The 19,660-nt window shown below is 37.6% G+C and carries 20 protein-coding genes; 1 reads left to right on the forward strand and 19 read right to left on the reverse strand.

Going from position 1 to position 19,660, the window contains the following annotated elements; all coding sequences use genetic code 11:
- Positions 1-3: 3 nt before the first annotated feature.
- The 10 genes from NSS92_RS06320 to NSS92_RS06365 form a co-directional block, all read right to left on the reverse strand.
- Positions 4-306, reverse strand: coding sequence for a YlxQ family RNA-binding protein (locus NSS92_RS06320; protein WP_024424138.1), 303 nt, complete (start codon positions 304-306; stop codon positions 4-6).
- Entirely contained in the window at positions 299-583 is a 285-nt protein-coding gene (gene rnpM, locus NSS92_RS06325; protein ID WP_024424139.1) for an RNase P modulator RnpM, read from the reverse strand. The genes NSS92_RS06320 and rnpM overlap by 8 nt, the downstream gene beginning before the upstream one ends.
- A 15-nt stretch (positions 584-598) precedes the next feature.
- Positions 599-1,714: a transcription termination factor NusA gene (nusA, locus tag NSS92_RS06330; protein ID WP_024424140.1), complete on the reverse strand. Its 1,116-nt coding sequence runs from the start codon at positions 1,712-1,714 to the stop codon at positions 599-601.
- Between the two features lie 32 nt (positions 1,715-1,746).
- Positions 1,747-2,220: a ribosome maturation factor RimP gene (rimP, locus tag NSS92_RS06335; RefSeq protein WP_003211398.1), complete on the reverse strand. Its 474-nt coding sequence runs from the start codon at positions 2,218-2,220 to the stop codon at positions 1,747-1,749.
- 706 nt (positions 2,221-2,926) lie between these two features.
- Positions 2,927-3,733 (reverse strand): class I SAM-dependent methyltransferase, encoded by an 807-nt coding sequence (locus tag NSS92_RS06340; protein ID WP_340867167.1) that lies wholly within the window; start codon positions 3,731-3,733, stop codon positions 2,927-2,929.
- Between the two features lie 25 nt (positions 3,734-3,758).
- Entirely contained in the window at positions 3,759-4,433 is a 675-nt protein-coding gene (locus NSS92_RS06345) for a CPBP family intramembrane glutamic endopeptidase (RefSeq protein WP_267586278.1), read from the reverse strand.
- Between the two features lie 4 nt (positions 4,434-4,437).
- Positions 4,438-5,247 carry a SagB/ThcOx family dehydrogenase gene (locus NSS92_RS06350; RefSeq protein WP_039178635.1) on the reverse strand — a complete coding sequence of 270 codons (810 nt, stop codon included), beginning with the start codon at positions 5,245-5,247 and terminating at the stop codon, positions 4,438-4,440.
- 24 nt (positions 5,248-5,271) lie between these two features.
- The gene (locus NSS92_RS06355; RefSeq protein ID WP_340867168.1) at positions 5,272-6,618 is read right to left on the reverse strand and encodes a YcaO-like family protein; all 1,347 of its coding nucleotides are present in this window, start codon (positions 6,616-6,618) and stop codon (positions 5,272-5,274) included.
- A 2-nt stretch (positions 6,619-6,620) separates the two neighbouring features.
- Complete coding sequence (locus tag NSS92_RS06360; protein WP_267586275.1) at positions 6,621-7,601, reverse strand: TOMM precursor leader peptide-binding protein; 981 nt, start codon at positions 7,599-7,601, stop codon at positions 6,621-6,623.
- 24 nt (positions 7,602-7,625) lie between these two features.
- A complete protein-coding gene (locus NSS92_RS06365) occupies positions 7,626-8,324 on the reverse strand; it encodes a hypothetical protein (protein WP_340867169.1) in 699 nt (232 codons plus the stop codon).
- Between the two features lie 427 nt (positions 8,325-8,751).
- Between NSS92_RS06365 and NSS92_RS06370 the strand changes: the two genes are divergently transcribed.
- Positions 8,752-8,877: a plantazolicin family TOMM peptide gene (locus tag NSS92_RS06370; RefSeq protein ID WP_080701195.1), complete on the forward strand. Its 126-nt coding sequence runs from the start codon at positions 8,752-8,754 to the stop codon at positions 8,875-8,877.
- Between the two features lie 327 nt (positions 8,878-9,204).
- Here NSS92_RS06370 and NSS92_RS06375 read toward each other — a convergent pair whose 3' ends face one another.
- From NSS92_RS06375 to NSS92_RS06415, 9 genes are all read right to left on the reverse strand, one after another.
- Positions 9,205-9,924, reverse strand: coding sequence for a pentapeptide repeat-containing protein (locus NSS92_RS06375; RefSeq protein ID WP_340867170.1), 720 nt, complete (start codon positions 9,922-9,924; stop codon positions 9,205-9,207).
- A 140-nt stretch (positions 9,925-10,064) separates the two neighbouring features.
- Complete coding sequence (locus NSS92_RS06380) at positions 10,065-10,811, reverse strand: ABC transporter permease (protein ID WP_267586272.1); 747 nt, start codon at positions 10,809-10,811, stop codon at positions 10,065-10,067.
- Positions 10,812-11,067: 256 nt separating this feature from the next.
- On the reverse strand, positions 11,068-11,961 hold the full coding sequence (locus tag NSS92_RS06385) for an ABC transporter ATP-binding protein (RefSeq protein ID WP_340867171.1): 894 nt from the start codon (positions 11,959-11,961) through the stop codon (positions 11,068-11,070).
- A 21-nt stretch (positions 11,962-11,982) separates the two neighbouring features.
- Positions 11,983-12,276, reverse strand: a complete 294-nt coding sequence (locus tag NSS92_RS06390; RefSeq protein ID WP_205184991.1) for a winged helix-turn-helix domain-containing protein — start codon at positions 12,274-12,276, stop codon at positions 11,983-11,985.
- Positions 12,269-12,862, reverse strand: coding sequence for a hypothetical protein (locus tag NSS92_RS06395; protein WP_267586270.1), 594 nt, complete (start codon positions 12,860-12,862; stop codon positions 12,269-12,271). The genes NSS92_RS06390 and NSS92_RS06395 overlap by 8 nt, the downstream gene beginning before the upstream one ends.
- A 271-nt stretch (positions 12,863-13,133) precedes the next feature.
- Positions 13,134-14,264, reverse strand: a complete 1,131-nt coding sequence (locus NSS92_RS06400) for a glycoside hydrolase 5 family protein (protein ID WP_340867172.1) — start codon at positions 14,262-14,264, stop codon at positions 13,134-13,136.
- Between the two features lie 24 nt (positions 14,265-14,288).
- The gene (locus NSS92_RS06405; protein WP_267586268.1) at positions 14,289-15,518 is read right to left on the reverse strand and encodes an endo-1,4-beta-xylanase; all 1,230 of its coding nucleotides are present in this window, start codon (positions 15,516-15,518) and stop codon (positions 14,289-14,291) included.
- A gap of 81 nt (positions 15,519-15,599) precedes the next feature.
- Positions 15,600-17,705, reverse strand: a complete 2,106-nt coding sequence (locus tag NSS92_RS06410) for a glycoside hydrolase family 48 protein (RefSeq protein ID WP_340867173.1) — start codon at positions 17,703-17,705, stop codon at positions 15,600-15,602.
- 33 nt (positions 17,706-17,738) lie between these two features.
- The gene (locus tag NSS92_RS06415; RefSeq protein WP_340869936.1) at positions 17,739-19,589 is read right to left on the reverse strand and encodes a glycoside hydrolase family 9 protein; all 1,851 of its coding nucleotides are present in this window, start codon (positions 19,587-19,589) and stop codon (positions 17,739-17,741) included.
- Positions 19,590-19,660 lie beyond the last annotated feature (71 nt).

The raw sequence follows: 19,660 nt of genomic DNA on the forward strand, positions 1-19,660 counted from the left end.
AAATTAATCGAGCAAGCTTATGAGCTTCTTAGCGAAGCCTTGGTCAGTGACAGCGACAACTACGCGAGCTTCTTTCCCAATAGAACGTCCGAGAACGGAACGGTCTTCAACTTTTCTAACCGGAACATTATAAAATTTGCATTTGTCAGATACCTTTTTCTCTGTGTTAGATGAGGCATCTGCTGCAAGAAGAACCAGCTTAGCACGCGCATGTCTAATTTCTTTGATCACCAGATCTTCTCCTGACACGACTTTACGAGCTCGATTTGCTAGACCAAGCAAAGGATACCATTCAGATTCATTCATTAGGCTTTTTCACCTTTTCAGCTAGTTCTAGTAATTCTTCAAATATGTGTTCGTCAATCTGTGTCTGAAATTGCTGCTGTAAACTGCGTTTGTTCTTTGCCGCAAGAATAGTTTCTTTATCGAGAGAAAGGTAAGCTCCGCGTCCGTTCATTTTTCCGGTAGCGTCAACAGACACTTCTCCTTCTTTAGAACGAACAACACGGATCAGTTCTTTCTTTGGTTTCATTTCTCCCGTCACGACGCATTTTCTAAGCGGGATTTTTTTTCGGCTTTTCACCTTTTATATCACCTCTTATTCGTCAGATTCCTCAGCTACTGGTTCAGCCTCTAAGAAAAGAGATTCAGAGTCTTCAGTTCTTGGGAAAATACCGAGTTCCCTTGCATCTGTTTCGCTTTTAATGTCGATTTTCCAGCTGGTCAGCTTCGCTGCAAGACGGGCATTTTGACCTCTTTTACCAATCGCTAATGACAGCTGATAATCAGGGACAATGACAGTTGTCGCCTTGTCTTCTTCATTCACAATGACATCAAGTACTTTTGATGGACTCAGCGCATTGGCAACAAATTCAACCGGGTCATTCGACCAATGGACAATATCAATTTTTTCGCCTTTCAGCTCATTGACAATTGCTTGTACACGCTGGCCTTTTGGTCCAACACATGAGCCAACTGGATCAACATCAGGATCATCTGTACGAACAGATATTTTAGAACGGTCTCCAGCTTCTCTAGCAACCGATTTAAGCTCTACAGTACCATCATAAATTTCTGGCACTTCAATTTCAAATAAACGCTTTAAAAGACCTGGATGTGTTCTAGACACATAAATTTGCGGTCCTTTAGTTGTTTTTTCTACTTTTGTAATGAACACTTTAATGCGGTCATGTGGTTTGTATTCCTCATTTGGCATTTGTTCATTGACAGGAAGAAGGGCTTCGATTTTGCCAAGTGACACGTAAATAAATTTACTGTCAATTCGCTGAACGATTCCCGTCATAATGTCTTCCTCGCGGTCGATGAACTCAGTGTAGATCACACCGCGCTCTGCTTCTCTCACTCGCTGCGTCACAACTTGTTTCGCTGTCTGAGCTGCAATGCGTCCGAAGTCTTTTGGTGTGACTTCAATCTCAACGACGTCACCAACCATGTAATTCGGGTTAATATTGGCTGCATCATCTACAGAGATTTCAAGGCGAGAATCATACACTTCATCTACAACATCTTTTCTTGCGAACACACGAATCGTTCCCGTTTCGCGGTTTAAATCAACACGAACATTTTGTGCTTGATTAAAATTACGCTTATATGCAGAAATGAGTGCAGCTTCTATCGCTTCAATTATAATTTCTTTACTAATACCCTTCTCTTTCTCAAGAACAGTCAGGGCATCTAACAACTCACTACTCATTTTTATGGTTCCCCCTTATATCAATGAAAAGGTTAATTGAACGAAACTGCTAATCTTGCGTTAGCTATTTTTTCGTATGGAATATTGATCTCTTTCTTTCTTGTCTTGATCTTCACTGTCACTGTTGCAATCTCACCATCAAAGCTTGTAAGCTCACCTTCAAATGCTTTTTCACCATCAATTGGTTCATATGTTTTCATGAAAACATTTTTTCCAAGTGCTTTTTCAAAATCAGCTTTTTTCTTTAATGGGCGCTCCGCTCCAGGAGAGGACACTTCAAGAAAGTAGTTTTGGCTAATCGGATCTGCCTCATCAAGCTTTTCGCTCAAGGCTTCGCTCACTTTGGCACATTCTTCGATATCGACGCCTTTATCAGAGTCAATAAACACGCGAAGGAACCAGTTTTGACCCTCTTTGACAAATTCAACATCAACGAGTTCAAGCTGTAAGCCATCTAAAATTGGCTGTACCATTTCGCTTACGACATCCACTACTTTTTTGCTCATTCTCTTCCTCCTTGTGCTTTCGATAAACGCTCTTATCAATCATTCTGCATAAAAACCCTGCTTTATGTGAGCAGGGGGAGCAGAAAACGGATGAATAATGTCGAGACAAAAATTGCCTGTTCAATACAAAAGAGCGGGTTTCCCCACTCTTGTCTCGGTAATCGTTAGCATTTCCATAAAAACTATACCATATCCAATTTTTTTATGCAAATGAAGTTCCTCCTTATAATAGGTACTCGTTCATCGATTACTGCAGCATATTCACTGCCATTAATACCTCTCTCTTCCTTATATATAAACAGAAAGCCACTCTGAACAGAACGGGCTGGTAATCATGCAGCTGCATACTATGAGCGAAGAACAGAGCTCCCTATGAAAGAAAGTAACATCTACACTAAGTCATTTCTATGTCGAAAAAGCATTCTGTATGACACAGAGTGGTTATTCATATAGAAGAAAAGAGTGTATCAGTAAACAGCCTTCACTTTCAGCTTTTTCAGAATTCCCTAATGGGTAAGTGCATCAACCTTAAAGAAATAAGCAGTTTAATTTTAATTTCTTTACCTTCGCTCCCTCACTTCAAAAAAACCTTCTAACTTTTTAGCGCATAGCAATTTAGAGATCATTCACATTGAACTTCACGAAGAGCAAACGGATAACCTTCACATTATACATAAAGAAAGAACCATCTTTACATGGAGTTATTTTATCCAGACTGTTTAATAAGCCATGCATGTAAAAGTAAAGGTGTCTTCTGTTCTGAACTGCTATATTCGTCTGGAACCTGTCTTAACGTTTGTTGTAAAGTTTCATTTCCTATTAACGATAAAAATTCCATACTAAATGGGCTAAATCCTCCAATTATAGAAGTACCAATCTTATACATCATATCTTTTCTAGGTTTGGTAATATAGGTGAGTAATTGTTCGAACTCAGATAATGTCAATGAAGCGTGATATTGATCATATAAATACCGTTCTTCTTCTTTGTTCTGAACTGAACTCAATCCACTTTCGATACTATCTCGATTTAAATCAACTATATAAATAATAGATTCATTTGATAAATAAGGAAGTACCTGTTCTAATAATGCTAAAGGATCTTCAAATAGCCCAAAACACAGATGTATTAAAATCACATCATAACTTTTCGCATGTGATGAAAAATTTTTGATATCCGTACAAATAAAATCAGCTTTTATATTCAATTTATTTGCACAATGTATAGCTTCTTCAGAGGAATCAATTCCAGTCAAATCAGCTAGAGGTAATTGCTTAGATAAATACTCAAGCATCTGCCCTTGTCCACATCCTATATCTAAAATAGAGACAGGGTTTTTTTTGAATGTTAGTTGATAATAAGAAATGAAAGTTTGGGCTGATAGAAATCGAGTAAATGGTGTTTCTCGATTATCATAATTTGAACTTATTTTTCTTTTTTCTGGATCCAAAAACCATGACTGAGCCAGAGCTCTTTTTCCTTTAAGCTCTTTCATCTTTTCTTGTATTATCACAGGGTTTACCACCTTTATAAAAGCCTCACCAATCAGTTTCAGATAATACGGGAGGTTTCGTTTTGAAGTTCTTTATTTTGAGAGGTTGAAAAAAATGAATGAACAGATTATGTGAAATATGAAATGCTATCGCTGCTAGAATACCAAACGTTAAGTATGAAATAACAGTAATTAATGTAAAAAGCGACATATAAGCAATAGACTTAACACCGCCTATTGGTATATGTAGCAAGACAAATCCTATTGAACTGATACAGATTGATACCGCTACAGATTCCACAAAATTTGTTAGTAATAATAAAGGAAGAAAGAACCGCCAAATCAATTCTTCTGATAGAGCCGTTAATGGAAGAAAAACGATTGAATCAACATTGACAACATATCTGCCTTTAAATACAACAACTTTGTTTTTTAATTTCCATAGAACTGACGGTAATAGGACACCTAATAAAAAGAAGAATAAAATACCGTAAACATTTTTATTATTTGAAATTTCAACTAGGAGCTCTTGAGAATATGCTCCACAGCATATAGAAGCTCCGATAATCGTGAATCCATCATAGCTCCTCTGAGGAGTGATATATGTTATTAACTTTCGATCGGGTATAGGCTTATCTCTCTTGATTTTGATCACCATTTTAGAGCTTAAGGGACCCAAAAAATGAATGAGGATCCCTAGAGCTGCTACCATTGAAATCATTTATTTAAGTACCCGCAATCAATGTATAAATTGGGGCATCATCTACTCCATTAAATCCACCGATCAATTCCATTAATTCATCATCGATAAACCCTCCGAACGGTCGACTATTAATCTTCTGTGCAGTAGATAGAAGGATCATATTTTGCATGACATGTCCTGCCTCCATAAAAACGAAGCGATAAGAACGATGTCCATACTTAAATCGAGAACGCCAAAAATTAGCTGAAATGACTACAGCAAATGCAAAATCTTGCACGGATTCTTCTTGTAACATTATTTTCTCAAATTCTTTTTCAGAGTAATCTCCCATTTTAGTCAATCCTTTTCTATACGGATCGAAATGATAAACACCTTTGTCTAAAGAATCCACTTTGCTTGCTACAATAAATAGATCTAGAGGATAGAGTGCTCCACCAGATGGTATAGGGCGTCTAGGTCCTTCTTTGCGCTCTACCAATCCATAACTCTTCTGTAAAACTGTTGAGAGTTGTTCTAATGAAACACTCCCCCCGCTAAAATAATCTGCACTTCTTCGTCCCTTAATGACATCGTCTAAAGATATATTTGTATTTAATGGTTTAGGTAGTGAAATTAAAGGTAGGTCATCAAATCTTTTACTTGCATGTGTTGCAATCTTTTGCAAAGTTTGAGATCGTAGCAGCCCTGCAACACCAGGTGCGTCCCATGCCATTGAACCTCTATAGATTTTTGTTGCCTCAAACCAATTTTCAGAAGGATCATCAAACCGTAATGCTTCGTTTCCATAAACAACATCAGCCAAATTAGTAGCATGTCTTTCAATACTATTCATATATTTAATCACCTTTCTACGAAATTAAGGAAATGGATGCGGTATTGGATTCAGCTTTTCTAACTTAAAAGGTTTATCTACTAAACCTAAATGATAAGAATGTTTTAAAATTCGTTCTCCACCCAACATTCTACCTCTATATAGAACGTCAATTGGTTTATATCCAGGAACAATTGATTTTACGACATAGGCACCAGCATCTTTTATATCAGGGCTGGTTAAATCAAAAGTTGCCACATGATATCCTTGTTTTGATAAATGACTGACAAGGTTAGTCCATAAAATGTCTGGGGAACTATCATCAAACGGTGCATAGTCTTTAACGTCCACTAATTTTTCACTCGCTGTTAAGAAATCAGCTTCTTTCACAATAGCTGTTCCCGCATAGAGTTTAATATGATCTTCAAAACTGTTGATATCACGATGATAATCTACATCCACTAAGGCGTTTCCTAACCGTTGTTCTGTTTTTACCCAAGTTCTTGTATACATTCCCTCTATTGCAGCTTTCTCACATGCTCTTTCAATTGAATGAGCAGAGGCAGCGCCAATAGCAAATGGAGCTAAATCTGTATGAGGATTTCTTATCACTGCCAAAATAGTAGGAACACCAGAAAAAATGGTCATGTCTATTAAATGCAAATCAAGAGAAGTAGGTTTAATATACCTTTCATAGAAATGTTTTAATCTAGGTGAAGAATTAATATCGATTTTCGGTAAACTTAACTTGTTATACCAAGTAAGCATAAATGCATCTCTTTCAATTGTTTCAAATAAACCTGAGATTGCCGCTTCTTGATATGTAATACCACAAGCTAGTCCATTACTAGTTGCATGACCAATATTGGGGTCTCCTGGCCACTCAGTATAGTTTGCAATATGAATTAATTGAGCAGGCGTCCAAACTTCTTCATTATTTTCAGCAATATGACCTTTTCTCCACCATAATTTTGTATCTTCATTCCATATATTATGAGGAAAATTCGGGTCTTCATATTGAGTTTCAGCATACATCTCCCACTTATCAAAGCCAATTACTGATTTCCCTTCATTGATTAGGTCCTTTTGAGTACCAAAACATACAACATCAGAGTTTAAAGGTAAATAAGCGGCACTATATCTTTCTACCGTCTCACCTATAGCTGCTAATCTGGCTGCAGCTGGATTAGCAGATCCTCCTCCATTATAAGAATTAGAAGGTACCCCAAATAAAATATTACTGTCTGTACCATGCGCTCCATATGAATGACCCCATATATCATCAACGTCTCTGAGTTTTCTATACTCTCTACGGACTATCCCAACATAAGGATCTGCCAATTGGTCAAGTATTTCCCATGACTCTTCTAACGTTGTCCATTTATTAGCCATAATTAATTATTCACCTCACCATGAAACCACACTTGAGGAAAACCGGTATCTGCAGCTGGAGAACACTTTGGGCATCTTGGTACTCTATAAACACGGTGATGATTAAATGAGACACCTTTATCATCTAAATTAATTGTTGTGAATCCGCCTGGTGTTGCACTTGGTGCGTAATCTTTTAATGTGAGCCATTCTAAAATTAAATTACTTGCAATTCCGACTTGAACTAAATGAATCGGCATATGATAAACCGGCTTCTTTTCAGGGTTCACAGGTTTAATTTTCATTAAGTCTGAACGCAAAACTTCATCAGAAAAGTTTGCTGATTTTCGAAGGTTATAGCAATGTAAACAAGCTGATTGATGTGGTATGAAAAATGGACCTACCCAAGATGTCTGTCCATCATATGGCACAATGCTTAACCAAGGTATGTGGTCTTCTAATGCTAGATCATTTATTTCTTCAAAAATTGGATCTAAATGAGAGTTACCAATAGCAACCCTGATATCTGGTAGCTTATTTAATTCTCCTTTAAGTACTACATGTAAACCTGCCTCTTGCAAATGACGAATGAATTCAACAGCAACTGGATTATGATCTCGCGTAATAACTTCAACAATTCCTGTTTTTAAACGATCTAGTATATCTTCAACTAATACTTGGCCACCGGCTCTCTCATAAGACAAAAGCGCAGTCAAATCAAAGGTCATATCCGTCTTAACACACATTCCATTCGTCACTAAAAATTCGAGGACATGTTTTAATTGATCACTCTCTACTTCGAAATTCTCCTCTAGCTCTTTAATTGAAACCCCATTATCTTTCGTGAGATAATTAGAAATTTCTTGAATAAATTCAATAATTCCGTCACCTTCAATTTTGGTGACAGTTTGCGCTTTTAACCCAATCAAACTGTCTTCTAGTTTGCCTAGTGTAATGTGTGGTGCTAATTTATACCTCGTCATTTCTTGGTCTTTGACAAACATATATTATTCCTCCTTTAAGAATAACTAATTTGTATTTTTAGATAATTGTGCCAGATTTGGGGGGTGACCAATTATTTGTTCTAGCGTGTTCGTAAATGGCTGTAAATGTTTTGAAGAAGAATTTTCTTGAAATCCGACTAACCATTCTAATACGTCTAAAGGCATATTGTTCTGGGACAAAATTGATATGACCTCTTCTTTACTTTTACAATATAATTCTATTTTCATGTCTAAATCCTCTTCGAAGATATCCTTCAGCCTACTCATACTTACTAACTCTGGTCCTGTTAAATCATATGCTTTTCCAGCGCGATTCCTAACATCTTTTTTAGGGATCAAACATGCCTTTACAACATCTTTTGTATTGATCCAATTAACTCCCTCGGGAGAAAATGCAGTTATTAATTTTCCAGTAGCACCTGCCCACCCTCTATAAAGTTCTATATTGATATCAAGCGGTGAAGTCCTATAAAGTATACTATTTTGATAGATTTTCAATAATTCACTTTCAAGAGAACCTAGTTCATCCTCGACAGTGTGCCTCCTATTAGATAAAATAATTGTTTCCGTTTGAAAATCAGTATTATTTATAAAGTATTCTTTGTCATAACTAACAGCTCCTCCCAAATCAATTATTTGAACAGGGTAGTCTTCATACTCAACTTTCATCTTCTCTAAATAGGCTTTTATTGGTTCTCTAATACCGACATAATGAATACTCATAAAGAGCACCTCCCTCTTTTCTCTTTCCTGATTATCAGTGAATATTGAAAATCTAAATTAATCAAACTTACAATAGAAATAGTAATCTTCTATTTGAGTTCTTCATAACATAGTAACCTCAACTTTTTTCATACATTTAATTAACTTAATATCTAAATACCCAAAATATTTGATCCAAATTAACACCAACCTTTAATCAAAAAATAACATAAAGACCATATAAAACCTTCAAATACATAAAATTTTAAATATAGTATTATTTTCCATAGTCATATTAAACCACATTTTTTCAGTGGTATCAACGAACTTTTCAGAAAATATAAAACTTTCAAACTTAGATATTGACAAATAAAGACTTATGAACCATCATATGTAATATATCAACTACATATCTATGTTGATAAATTTTAAATAAGGAGGTCTAAAGATGACTAAAATTACAATCCCAACTGCTTTGGCTGCTAAGGTACATGGGGAAGGTCAACATTTATTCGAACCAATGGCTGCGCGCTGCACTTGCACAACAATCATCTCAAGTTCTTCAACTTTCTAATCAACTTTAGTTTTTTCGTAATATATGATTAAAAGATCGCTCGCACACCTAGCGAAGCAGACTTAGCTAGGTGTGTGGGCATCTTTTATTTGAATAGAAATTTTCCACATTTAATTTCCTTAACGAAAACCTTGCATTTAACTCGCATTTATAAAGCTTCATCAAATAATTAAGCTCATACTTGTACTTCAATTTAAATTCTCTATATGACTATTTCTCTTTATATGAACCAGACTCGCATATCATGTTACTAAAAGGTGATAAAGAGATAGTGGATAAAACAAAAATAAAAGGCTATTGAGATTTTTCTCAATAGCCCCTGCTATATTAAATATCGATTACTTCCACACCGCTTAAATCAGCCCCTTCTCCTTCTAAAATATGATAAGTCATTTTATCCATTGTTACTCCAATAAAATTTATTTTTTTAATCGTACATGATTTAAAATTAACATTGATTAATTTAGAATTCTCAAAAGAAATGTTTTTTAAATAACAATTTTCAAATGAAACATTTATTAAAGATGATTCATGAATACTTACATTGGGTAAATGACAGCCATATAAAGATGAATTCGTTATCTCACAATGTTCAAAATGAGATCGAGTCAAATCACTCTTTTCAAAGGTAGATAAGGAAATTTCAGAATGACTAATATTAACTTTTCTTAGATAACACCCATTAAACTCTGAATGATTCATCACTTTTTGTACAATCGATAGCCCCTTAAAATCGCACAACTTATATTTAATATTTATAAATGTTAACCAATCTAAATCAGCATTAACAAATATTTTTTTCACATGCTCTACGCGGTTATGATCATCAATAACTAATGTATTATGATCAATGCTTATTTCACCTGATTTCAACTTTTCAATAAGCATATCCTGAACTTCTGCATCTTTTATTCCATCATTTTCGAGTTTTAATTTAATATTTCCAAGCAGCTCTAATAATTCTTTTTTCTTTTCTTCATATGTTTTGTCTTTTTTATATGGCCGAAAACAACTTTCAACATACAGTTCTAACTCTTCACTTAACATTGCCTCACTCCTTTTTTACAGACTGCATACATGCATTGATTTTGCAGTAAGCGTTTTATAAATAGACCTTGAAGTTTAGATAAATCATTAAAATAAATTTAAAGTTTATGTGCATAACATTTAGCTGGAATTTTTAGAGGCTAGCCTCTGGCTCTCTTTATATATTTTTTATAGCCAACCAACGAAAGAATAAATCCTAACAGTGTATAGCCTATAAGGACTACTGTTACTAAGATCAAATTCTCTCCCCCGGGTAGTGTTGATACTGATTGCACTAAGCCTTGATGTGCCCAATACTGCGGGAAGAGCATACCAATTATTTTGAGATAACCAGGTAATTGATCAAATGGAGTCCATAAACCACAAGCAACTGCTGTCCCTAAAGCAATCATGTTTGTCATCACTAGGCCTGTATTCTCAGTTTTAGCAAATGCGGCGATGGCAACTCCCCATGAAGTCACTTGCATTGATAATAGGACAACTACTAAGAAATACGAGCTGTATTGTGTTATTTCAATACCATATAAATAAACCCCTAAAATGGTTAACAACAAAACTTGAAATAAAATGATGATAAAGAACGGAACGCACTTTCCAAGAAAAAAATGATGCGGCTGTAAAGGAGTACTTGCTAGCCTTGCCACAATTCCTTTCTCACGATCTTTTACAAAACTAATGACAATTGAAATAATGACAAATGTGGAGAAAAACACGCTCATCCCTGTCACTGATTGAGAAGCAACCAATGTTTTTTGTGCTTGAGAACTACCTGCTGTAAATAATTCTATTAAAAGAATAATTGAAGCAACTGGTAATAAAATGGTCCAGAACAACAATGATCGATCTTTCACCTGTTTTATAGATTCGATGCGGACTAATGGCCACATAAACATCACTCCCGTTACATTAATTTGATTCTATTCTATACAACTCTTAAATAATCACATTTTTTATTTATTTTACCATTTATGGATGTGACGAATTAGAATTAGTCAAATAATGTTGACTAATTACTTATGATTTTAAATCTACGTTACACACAAATTAATTGTGTTCGTTAGATTTATGCTCTTTCTACATCAGTCACTCTTCTAAGTTATTTTCATTGAAATACGAGAGTGATTTTCATTCATAAAGACATTTTTATTGTAATTGATCACGTAAATCTGTTCCTGTTAATTGAAAAAAGACATCTTCAAGTCTCGGTCTGTACAAAGATAATTGTTGGGGAACCAATGATTCCTTTTTACTCAGTTTAGCCAAATCTTCTAAAGTATCTAATGGTTTTGTAGTTTTAACTAACACTCCACCTTGATGAGTAACAAAATCATATCCGAGACTAGTTAATGTTTTATTAGGAATCATAGATTCAAAAAAGACAGATGTTTCTGCGTAACGATTCAAAAGCTCACCTATTTTTCCTTCTTCAACAATTTTCCCTTTATCAATGAAAGCCACATAATCACATAAACTCTCTATTTCCTCCATATAATGACTAACATAGATAATAGTTCTTCCCTCTTCCTTCAATTTGTTAATGATGTCGAAAATATAACGTCTTGATTGAGGATCTACCCCCACTGTCGGTTCATCTAAAAGAATTAACTTAGGAGCGTGCATTAGAGCGCAGCCAATATTCAAACGACGTTTCATTCCTCCTGAAAAGCTTTCAACTATATCATTTGCTCTTTCCCACAATCCAACATCTTTTAGTGTTTTTTCTACTCTTTCATCTAATCTTTTCCCTTTTAAACCATAAATTTGTCCAAAAAACTCCATATTTACTTTAGCTGTTAACTTTTCTTCTAAGCTGATGTCTTGCGGGATGTAGCCGAGCGCACTTTTAGACTCACCAACATGCTCAACTCTGCCTTCATAAGATTTTATGATGTGAGATATAATTTTCATCAAGGTTGATTTACCAGACCCATTTGGACCTATTAATCCATAACAAACTCCTTCTGGAATCGTTAATGTAATACTGTTTAACGCTTGGGTAGTCCCGTATTTTTTACTGACGTTTTCTATTTTCAACATTCGGCACCCTTTCCTTCCATCTCATTTATTTTTTAAAATGGCTTCAATCACACTCAAATATTCTTTGTAGGCGTGCTCTCCCAAATCTGTTATACTAACGATTGTTTTTGGTTTTTTATCCACAAAGGTCTTTGTGATTAGCACATAGCCTGCATCCTCTAATTTTTTTAAATGCGAACCCAAATTACCGTCTGTTACAGATAAAGAACCTTTTAAGAAGCTAAAATCACATTTTTCATAAATCATTAATAAACTCATAATCCCTAATCGAACTTTTGGATGGATTAAATCATTTAAACTATTGACATTACTCATTTCCTTGTCCTTTTCTTTTTAAAATCACACCAGTTAATAACAAACTTCCTCCACCAATAAAAGCGAAGATAATGTTCATTAAACTAGGAAATAATAAAAATGTAGTTACACCTAAAACACTTAGCCAGAACCCCATAATAAAGATCTCTTTAGCCAGAACAATACCTAAGAGTAAATACATGATAGAAACCAATAAAACAACATAAAAGGGTAAATTATTTAATGTATATGGTAATAAACCAACACATATTAAAAAAATAAAGATACCTAAAATGATTCCCAGACCAAGCCATGTGTATTGCAATTGAGTTCTTAAAAACAAGGGCATCGGTATCATTTTCTTTTGTTTAAAATATGTAGTTAAAGTGATAACCCAGCCCGCAATGCCTAAAATAAGCCAAAAGACAGCTGTAGTTATTGAATGAGCAAAAAGTAAAGGTATTGAATATCCCATTATCCAAATGAGGCCCCAAATAATAAAATAAATACTGGTTTGTTTACAATACTCTGTTTTATAGTTTGTAATGGTCTTGATATGAGATAAATTCTCTAATATTTCTGAATTATTGAATTTTTCATTAGTCATAAAATAAACTCCTCTTCCACAAAGAACTCTGTGATACAGAGTATAGAATTAAATTTCCATTTAGTCAAGTTATTGGAAATATCTTTTTTATGAATTAAGATAAAAAATAAATATAACCACCTCCTTCCTCAACAATCTCATAAATACCTTCTGCTTGTTGCTTCTTTCTGAAAACCTTTTTCAATGGTTGGTCTCATAACCGTTTCATATTTCAAGATATTTAAATATAGAGAAGATGATAAACAAGCATTCTCATATTCTATTTGGAAAATCAGTTCTTTTCATTCATTCTTTTCGCATGTTCACTGATAAGTGCTGCCTCCCTGCTCCCTTTTATGATGCGGAAACCGTCATAATCCGGATAGAGAGAATCATCGTCCTGAATGCTTGTTAAAATCCAAAATTGACTGCCTGCCCCTCCGAGCTGCTCAACCGCTGACAGCCAGCTTTGATATACGTCGGGACGGGCTGATTGATTTTGATAGCCAAACTCTTCTAATACAACTGGTTTTCCGATTGAGTTCCCGCGGGTGATATGGTCTTCAATCCATTTCACTCCCCAGACAGCAGACTTGTTCCAGTGATCTGGGTACAGATGATAGGTCCCATAATCGATATGAGGAAGAGCCGTCAAACGGTCCCAATCGACGCCTTCTCCGCCTCTGTAAAACCAATCTTCATGCCCTGGTATGCGAAAGAACCCTTCATCTCCTACTGCAACAAGATGGTGACGATCCAGCGATTTGATCCATTTACTCATTTCATCTGCCCATTTGACTAGTACATTTCCCGTTGGATCTGACTGCACACGCGGCTCATTTGCTAACTCCCAAGTCATAATAGCCGGATCGTCTTTATATTGAACACCTGTATACGTATTGGTTCTTTCTAATACATAGCGCACATAATTTTTGTAAGCATTTTGAATACGAGGATCTGTATAGAAGGCATCATGTGATCCTGCCCCGAACCACTTTACGTATTGATTCATACCGCCAAAGTCATCCCAATTGTTCACTAGTGGAATGACAAGCTTTATTCCTTCCTTTCCTGCTTTATAAATGGCATAATCTAGTTTTTGAAATCCCGATTCGTCATAGACCCCTGGACTAGATTGTAAGACTGAGTTTTCTTGAGGGGCCCCGTCGTGAAAGCCCCAAATCCGTATGACCTTTAAATTCATTGCTTTCATATCATCGAACACAGCATCTACCATTTTTTTAGATTTGTAATGGAAATAGTAATTATTTGTGCCGGCGAAGTAAAATGGTTGATTGTTCAGCGTAAATTGTGTACCAGACGTCTGCACATAAGCGGCGGCCTTCATCGTAAGCGAAAACCAGCCAGACCATATAGCGGCTATAAGTATGAAGCAAGACACTCTTTGAGCCCACTTTTTCATTTACATTCTCCTCACAATCCATCTCTATACTTCTTGAGGCAGGATCACGTCTAGTTGAAACGGTGTTTGTTCATTTGAATCAAGTTCAATCGTCTGCTGTTTCAACATTTTACTTTCTTTACCGATTCGAATCTCATATGTTCCGTGAAATGCTGGACATATCACATGGCCATTAGCATCTGTTTTTTCAACTCTTTGGGTCGTCCACTCATTTAGAAGCTTTTCATAACGTCTTCCTGCTTCATTTAAAGACCAATCATAATTCACGATGGCTGCATGTTCACCTCTCCAATGGGCACCTGCCCAAAATCCCCACATCAGTACTCCTTTTACGGCTGGATGACTAAATGCGACGCGATATAAAGCTTCCAGGTTATCCGCTCTTCTATTAGGGTCAGGGTGAACAGAGTCGTACTCTGTGACCCATATTGGAAGACCAAGCTCAGCAAGCACATCGAGTCTCTCTTTGACAATGACTGGATCTACCCGTTCTTCAAAATGGCCTTGAACCCCAATCGCCTCAATAGGTGCGCCTAACTGAAGCAGTTCATTGATATGCGCTTTATAGGCATGGTGCTCACCATATGAGATCACATTATAATCATTCACAAACAATAGTGCTTGAGGGTCTATTTTTTTCGTTTCTTCATACATCCACTTCCAAATATTTTTCCCAAAGCGATCTTTAAAAAAAGAACCATGCATCATTTCATTGTTTACATCCCAATGACGGAATTTCCCCTTAAAGTGATTGCCCGCATGCTCAAGCCGGTTTTTCATGGCTTCATATACTTCGTGATTCGGCAGTGACCTCAGCCAGCTTGGATTCGCATCCTCTACCTCCCAAAATAAAGCGTGCCCCCTCACTGGAAGTTGATGTCGATCTGCAAAATTCAGCATCGCATCTGCTTTTTCATAGGTGATTTTCCCTCTTTGTGGCTCATTCGCATACCATTTTGCCTCATTTTCAAAAACAGCCCAATTAAAATACTTCACGAAAAAATCAGCATATTGTTGATTAAATAACACTTGGTCATTCATCGCTGAACCAAATGCGAATTCATGCCTGATTTGCTTAATTTCAACCTCTATACCTGCTATTGGCTTTTTATCGCCGTTTGTCACGTTGATCACAAGATCTCTTTGTCTATGCTCTGAGATTCGATCATCCGCTTCTTTTTTCCACAACAGATTTTCCTGACCATTTTCACTCCTGTTGAATGATTGATGAAGAAAACTTCTTTCTTTGACCATGTAAAATCACCCTTATCTTCATTGAATTGATATTACCTATTCAAACTGCCGGCTAGAAGCCGACAGCTTGATTTTGACCTCTTAGTTGATCAGACGATGATATTCAGCATAGGCAGTGGCCATATCCACTTGAGACCAGAAGCGGTGATAAGTGAAAACCGGTGCCCCATTTTCCCATTTGCCCGTTGTCTCATTAAATGAAGCCTGATATTTGCTCTCGAGTGAAGACCATGCAGGATCTTTTTTAATGTCTGGACGAAGATCTGCAAAACTCGTATAGACTCCGTTACCTCCCCGCTGCGGATCAGAAGGAATGGTGCTGGCTCCAGGAATCTGATTTCCTTGACCAAATGTCCCGTTCCATCCATTTGGGAAATACACTTCTTTTCTAAAGAAACGATCATAATCTTCTCTTTCTTCCTCGGTCACAATGCCCACGCCATCATTGTAATTCCATGCAACCTCTAAGAGCTGCGCGGCTGCATTTTTCGCTCTTTCACCAAGCGCTGTATAATCACCTGTTTCCAGCTTTGTGGCTGCAGCAAAGAATATCAAAGCTTTGGCAAGACTTCCCAATACGCCCGTATCCTGAGTCGGATCTTTTGTTACAGCGGTTAAATTTGGATTTCCTGTTGCAGACTGGAACCCATTCCAAGTATCAGGCTGTCCGCTCCAAGCAATATTTCCAGGAAGCCAAAACTCTCCAGGTGCACTTGTTGTAGCAACCGAAACATTCGTTCCCCCTAGAATTCTTTGTCCTTGGTCATCTAAGAAATAACCCTCTTCATCCGACACAGGACGGCTGCCGATAAAAATGTAATCTAATGCATAGCTGACCCATTTTGTCATGACAGATTTGGCCATTTGAACATTTTCAGATGTTTTGTCGCCATCTTTTACAAAAATATAATAAAGCTCTGCTACGCGCTCCATTGGCCACGCCTGCATCCCAAACCAGTTATTTGATGGCGGGTCAAGGTAAACAGGCGCATCTTCATATGCCATATCATAAAAAGTACTTCTTCCCGCCGGATAAGCGCTATAGTCTCCATTCCAGCTATTTGTTGCGCCTCCTGCTATGGCTCCCTCTTTCGATTGAAGCCATACGTAAAATTCAAGCTGTCTCTTTAATGTTTTTTCCCAATCGCTTGCCCCGGTAGCTGAAGATGGTTTTAAGCCTCCATTATCAGAGGATAAAGCATAAGCGGCAACAGGGTTTTGATATCCCTGATGACAATGGCTCGCCCCAATACGCCATGACCAGTTTGCATTATCCCCAAGTCCTCCGCCCCAAGAGGTATACCATGCCATTAAGTAATGACAGCCGCCCTTTCCGTTTCCAGGATACGGATTCCCCTGCTTCCCGCTTCCAATCGTTTGAAAATATTTATCGTACATGCCGTAACGGAGGAAATCCCCCATTTTTTTCGCTTTATCAAGGTAAGCTGACTGATTATAGCCGAGCTCCTTTGCCCAATACATCGCTTGTATCGCACGTGCATCAGCATCCGTTGCATTCGTATAGCGCCACTGAGCAGCTGGAGCTTGATTTTCTTTTGTGAACAAGCTCATAAAGCCTTCATTCGGCTTGCCAAAAGATTTATCGTCTTGTGATGGATGAGGAATGGACTCCCATACAGATTCCTGCGGCCCGCGCTGGAATGTGTTCACATATGCGGCTTTATGTGATGGGTTGAGCAAGTTTCCATAGCCATACCAGTTATCTACATCAAGGAGCCAGTGCATTAAATACGTTTCATTCGTTCCATAGGTTGATTTCAATTCACTATCAATTGGATCTTGACCAGCAGGACGAGCACCGGTCAGCTGGCTTGGGTATTGATCCGGAAATGGTTTCTCTGCTGCGTATGTGGCTGGGCTGGACGGATTGTAGGCGTTCATATGCGGCTGTTCATCATTTCCATCTTCATTGACTGGGATGATGTACTTCTCCATATTGTCCCAAGCTGCCTCTAATTTGCTCCAATCCCCTGTGTAATGTCCGTACAGCACCTCAAGCCACAGCCAATAACTATACGCTTCTGAGGTTGTCATATGCCCATAATCAGGCGCTTCACAAATGAGCGTCTCGATTGAATGATACGGAATTCCTTCTGGTGAAAAATATCCATTCGCATCGCTTTTGATTTGATGATAAAGCGTTAAAAACCGTTCTTTGTTTGACAAGTCCTTCACCCTTTCAATAAAATCATTGTTTTTTTATTTGTCTGGAAGTGTGCCAAATACTAAAACACCATTGTCAAAGACAGGAATCTTCGTTGTTTTTTGCATATTGGATGTTAACCCTTGATAGGAAAAATCATTTGAGGCATCCCATATATTCGATCCATTTGGAGCAGATAATCGAAATTGTATTTCCTTCTTATGCTCAGATTCTCCTCCAGGAAAAATAGCAACGCCCGTAAAATCGATTTCAGCAAAATAGACGCGGGCTGATTCGTCATATATCTTTAAAGGTGATAAGGAAGCGCCTTCATTGTAGGCTGCTGTCACTTGAATATCCTTTTCAGTGAATCCCTTTGCAAAAACCTCACTCAGATTGACGTAATATCTAAAGGACAGTGTTTGACTGCTTCTTGCCGGCCAGCCGGACCGGTTGTACAGCACTGCTTTCACTTGAGTAGATATTGTATCGTTATGCATCACAGCTGCTTCTACAAAAAACTCATCCTCCACTTGTTCTTTAGGCGGGAAATTGGGCAGCTTTGATTGCCCTTGACCAAACAACTGCACCATTTTGGCAATATTTCCAGTAAAGGCGGCATTATAATCAGTCGCCACCTCGTTTGATACATAATCCGAGATGTCATCTTCATATTGATCCTGTGCATCAGGACCTCCAACAAGCGCTCCATAAAGTGTGTGCCGATGAACTGGAGGATTTGTCAGCTGGTTCGACCATGAGCCATGTGCAGTACGGTGGTGCGGGTGCTTCGGCGGATTCTGGCCAAAACCAACGACATAGCTTCTATTCAGCGGATTATCGCCTAGCATATAGTGAGTTTGCTTGATCGCAAACGATTGGTATCGATTCTTCTTTTCTTGATCAGTTACCCAATCAGCATAAACAAAGGCTAAAAATGCTGCGTTGGCGGCATAACGAAGTGAACCCCATTGATCCAGCCATGCCAAACCGCCAGGCGTATAGGTGATTCTTTCTACTTTTCCATTTTGAACAAGACCTGTAGTCCAGTAATCAAGGTTACGCTCAGTCGATTCTATAAATCTGTTCTCTTTCGTGATTCTTGCAAGTAAGATTTGTGAAGCAAAAAAAGTATTGTCCCATGACATGGTAAACGTATAATCCCAATCCTTCGGCCATTCCTCTACCGCTTTTAATGCTTGGTTTAAATAAGTTTCTTCATTTGTTGCCAAGTACAGCCAGATTCCGCCCCAAATAAGTTCGTCAACATAGCCGCTCCAGGAGTTGTAAAATGGCTGCGCATTGGTGACACAATCTGTATATTTGCCGCGATACCTGTCAGCAAATGCATATAGCTGTTTGGCATGCGTCAAAAGCTTTGCTGCATAAGACGCATCTGTTTCTTTAAAAATGATAGAACCTGCTGCTAAAGCCGCCGCAGTTTGTGCAGCTACTTCTGTTCCAGGACAATGTTCATCAATTTTAAAAGCTGGCCGGTTCATCGGCATCACTTCTGCTGGCCCCCACCAAGCATGATCGGCGTTTCCATCACCTACTTGCGCCCAAAATTCATTCGGTCCTGTATGTGCTTTCAAGAAATAATCCGTTGCCCACTTGATTTGATCTAGTATCTCATCAAGCAGCTCCGCCTCTTCATAAGCTTCTCGGTATTCATATACTGTCCACGCAAGCACGGCTGCTGAATAAGCCATCGGAAGTCCAAATTTCACATGATCTCCTGCATCATACCAGCCGCCAGTTAAGTCATGCCCAACATCCTTCCCATCCTCTAGTCCAGAATCTCCCCGCCAGTTAAGACGATTACTTTCCGGAAGCCGGCCTGACCGCTGCGCTTCATAAAACAGCATGGATTTTTGCAGAACCTCTACATAGTTGTAAGATGCCATTTCTCTATTGCTCACCCCTTCTTTTTAGTGAAACATTGATCAATAGACGAACCGCCTCCTTTTTATACTTC

It is taken from the genome of Bacillus sp. FSL M8-0166, from assembly GCF_038008825.1.
Taxonomy (GTDB): Bacteria; Bacillota; Bacilli; order Bacillales; family Bacillaceae; genus Bacillus; species Bacillus safensis.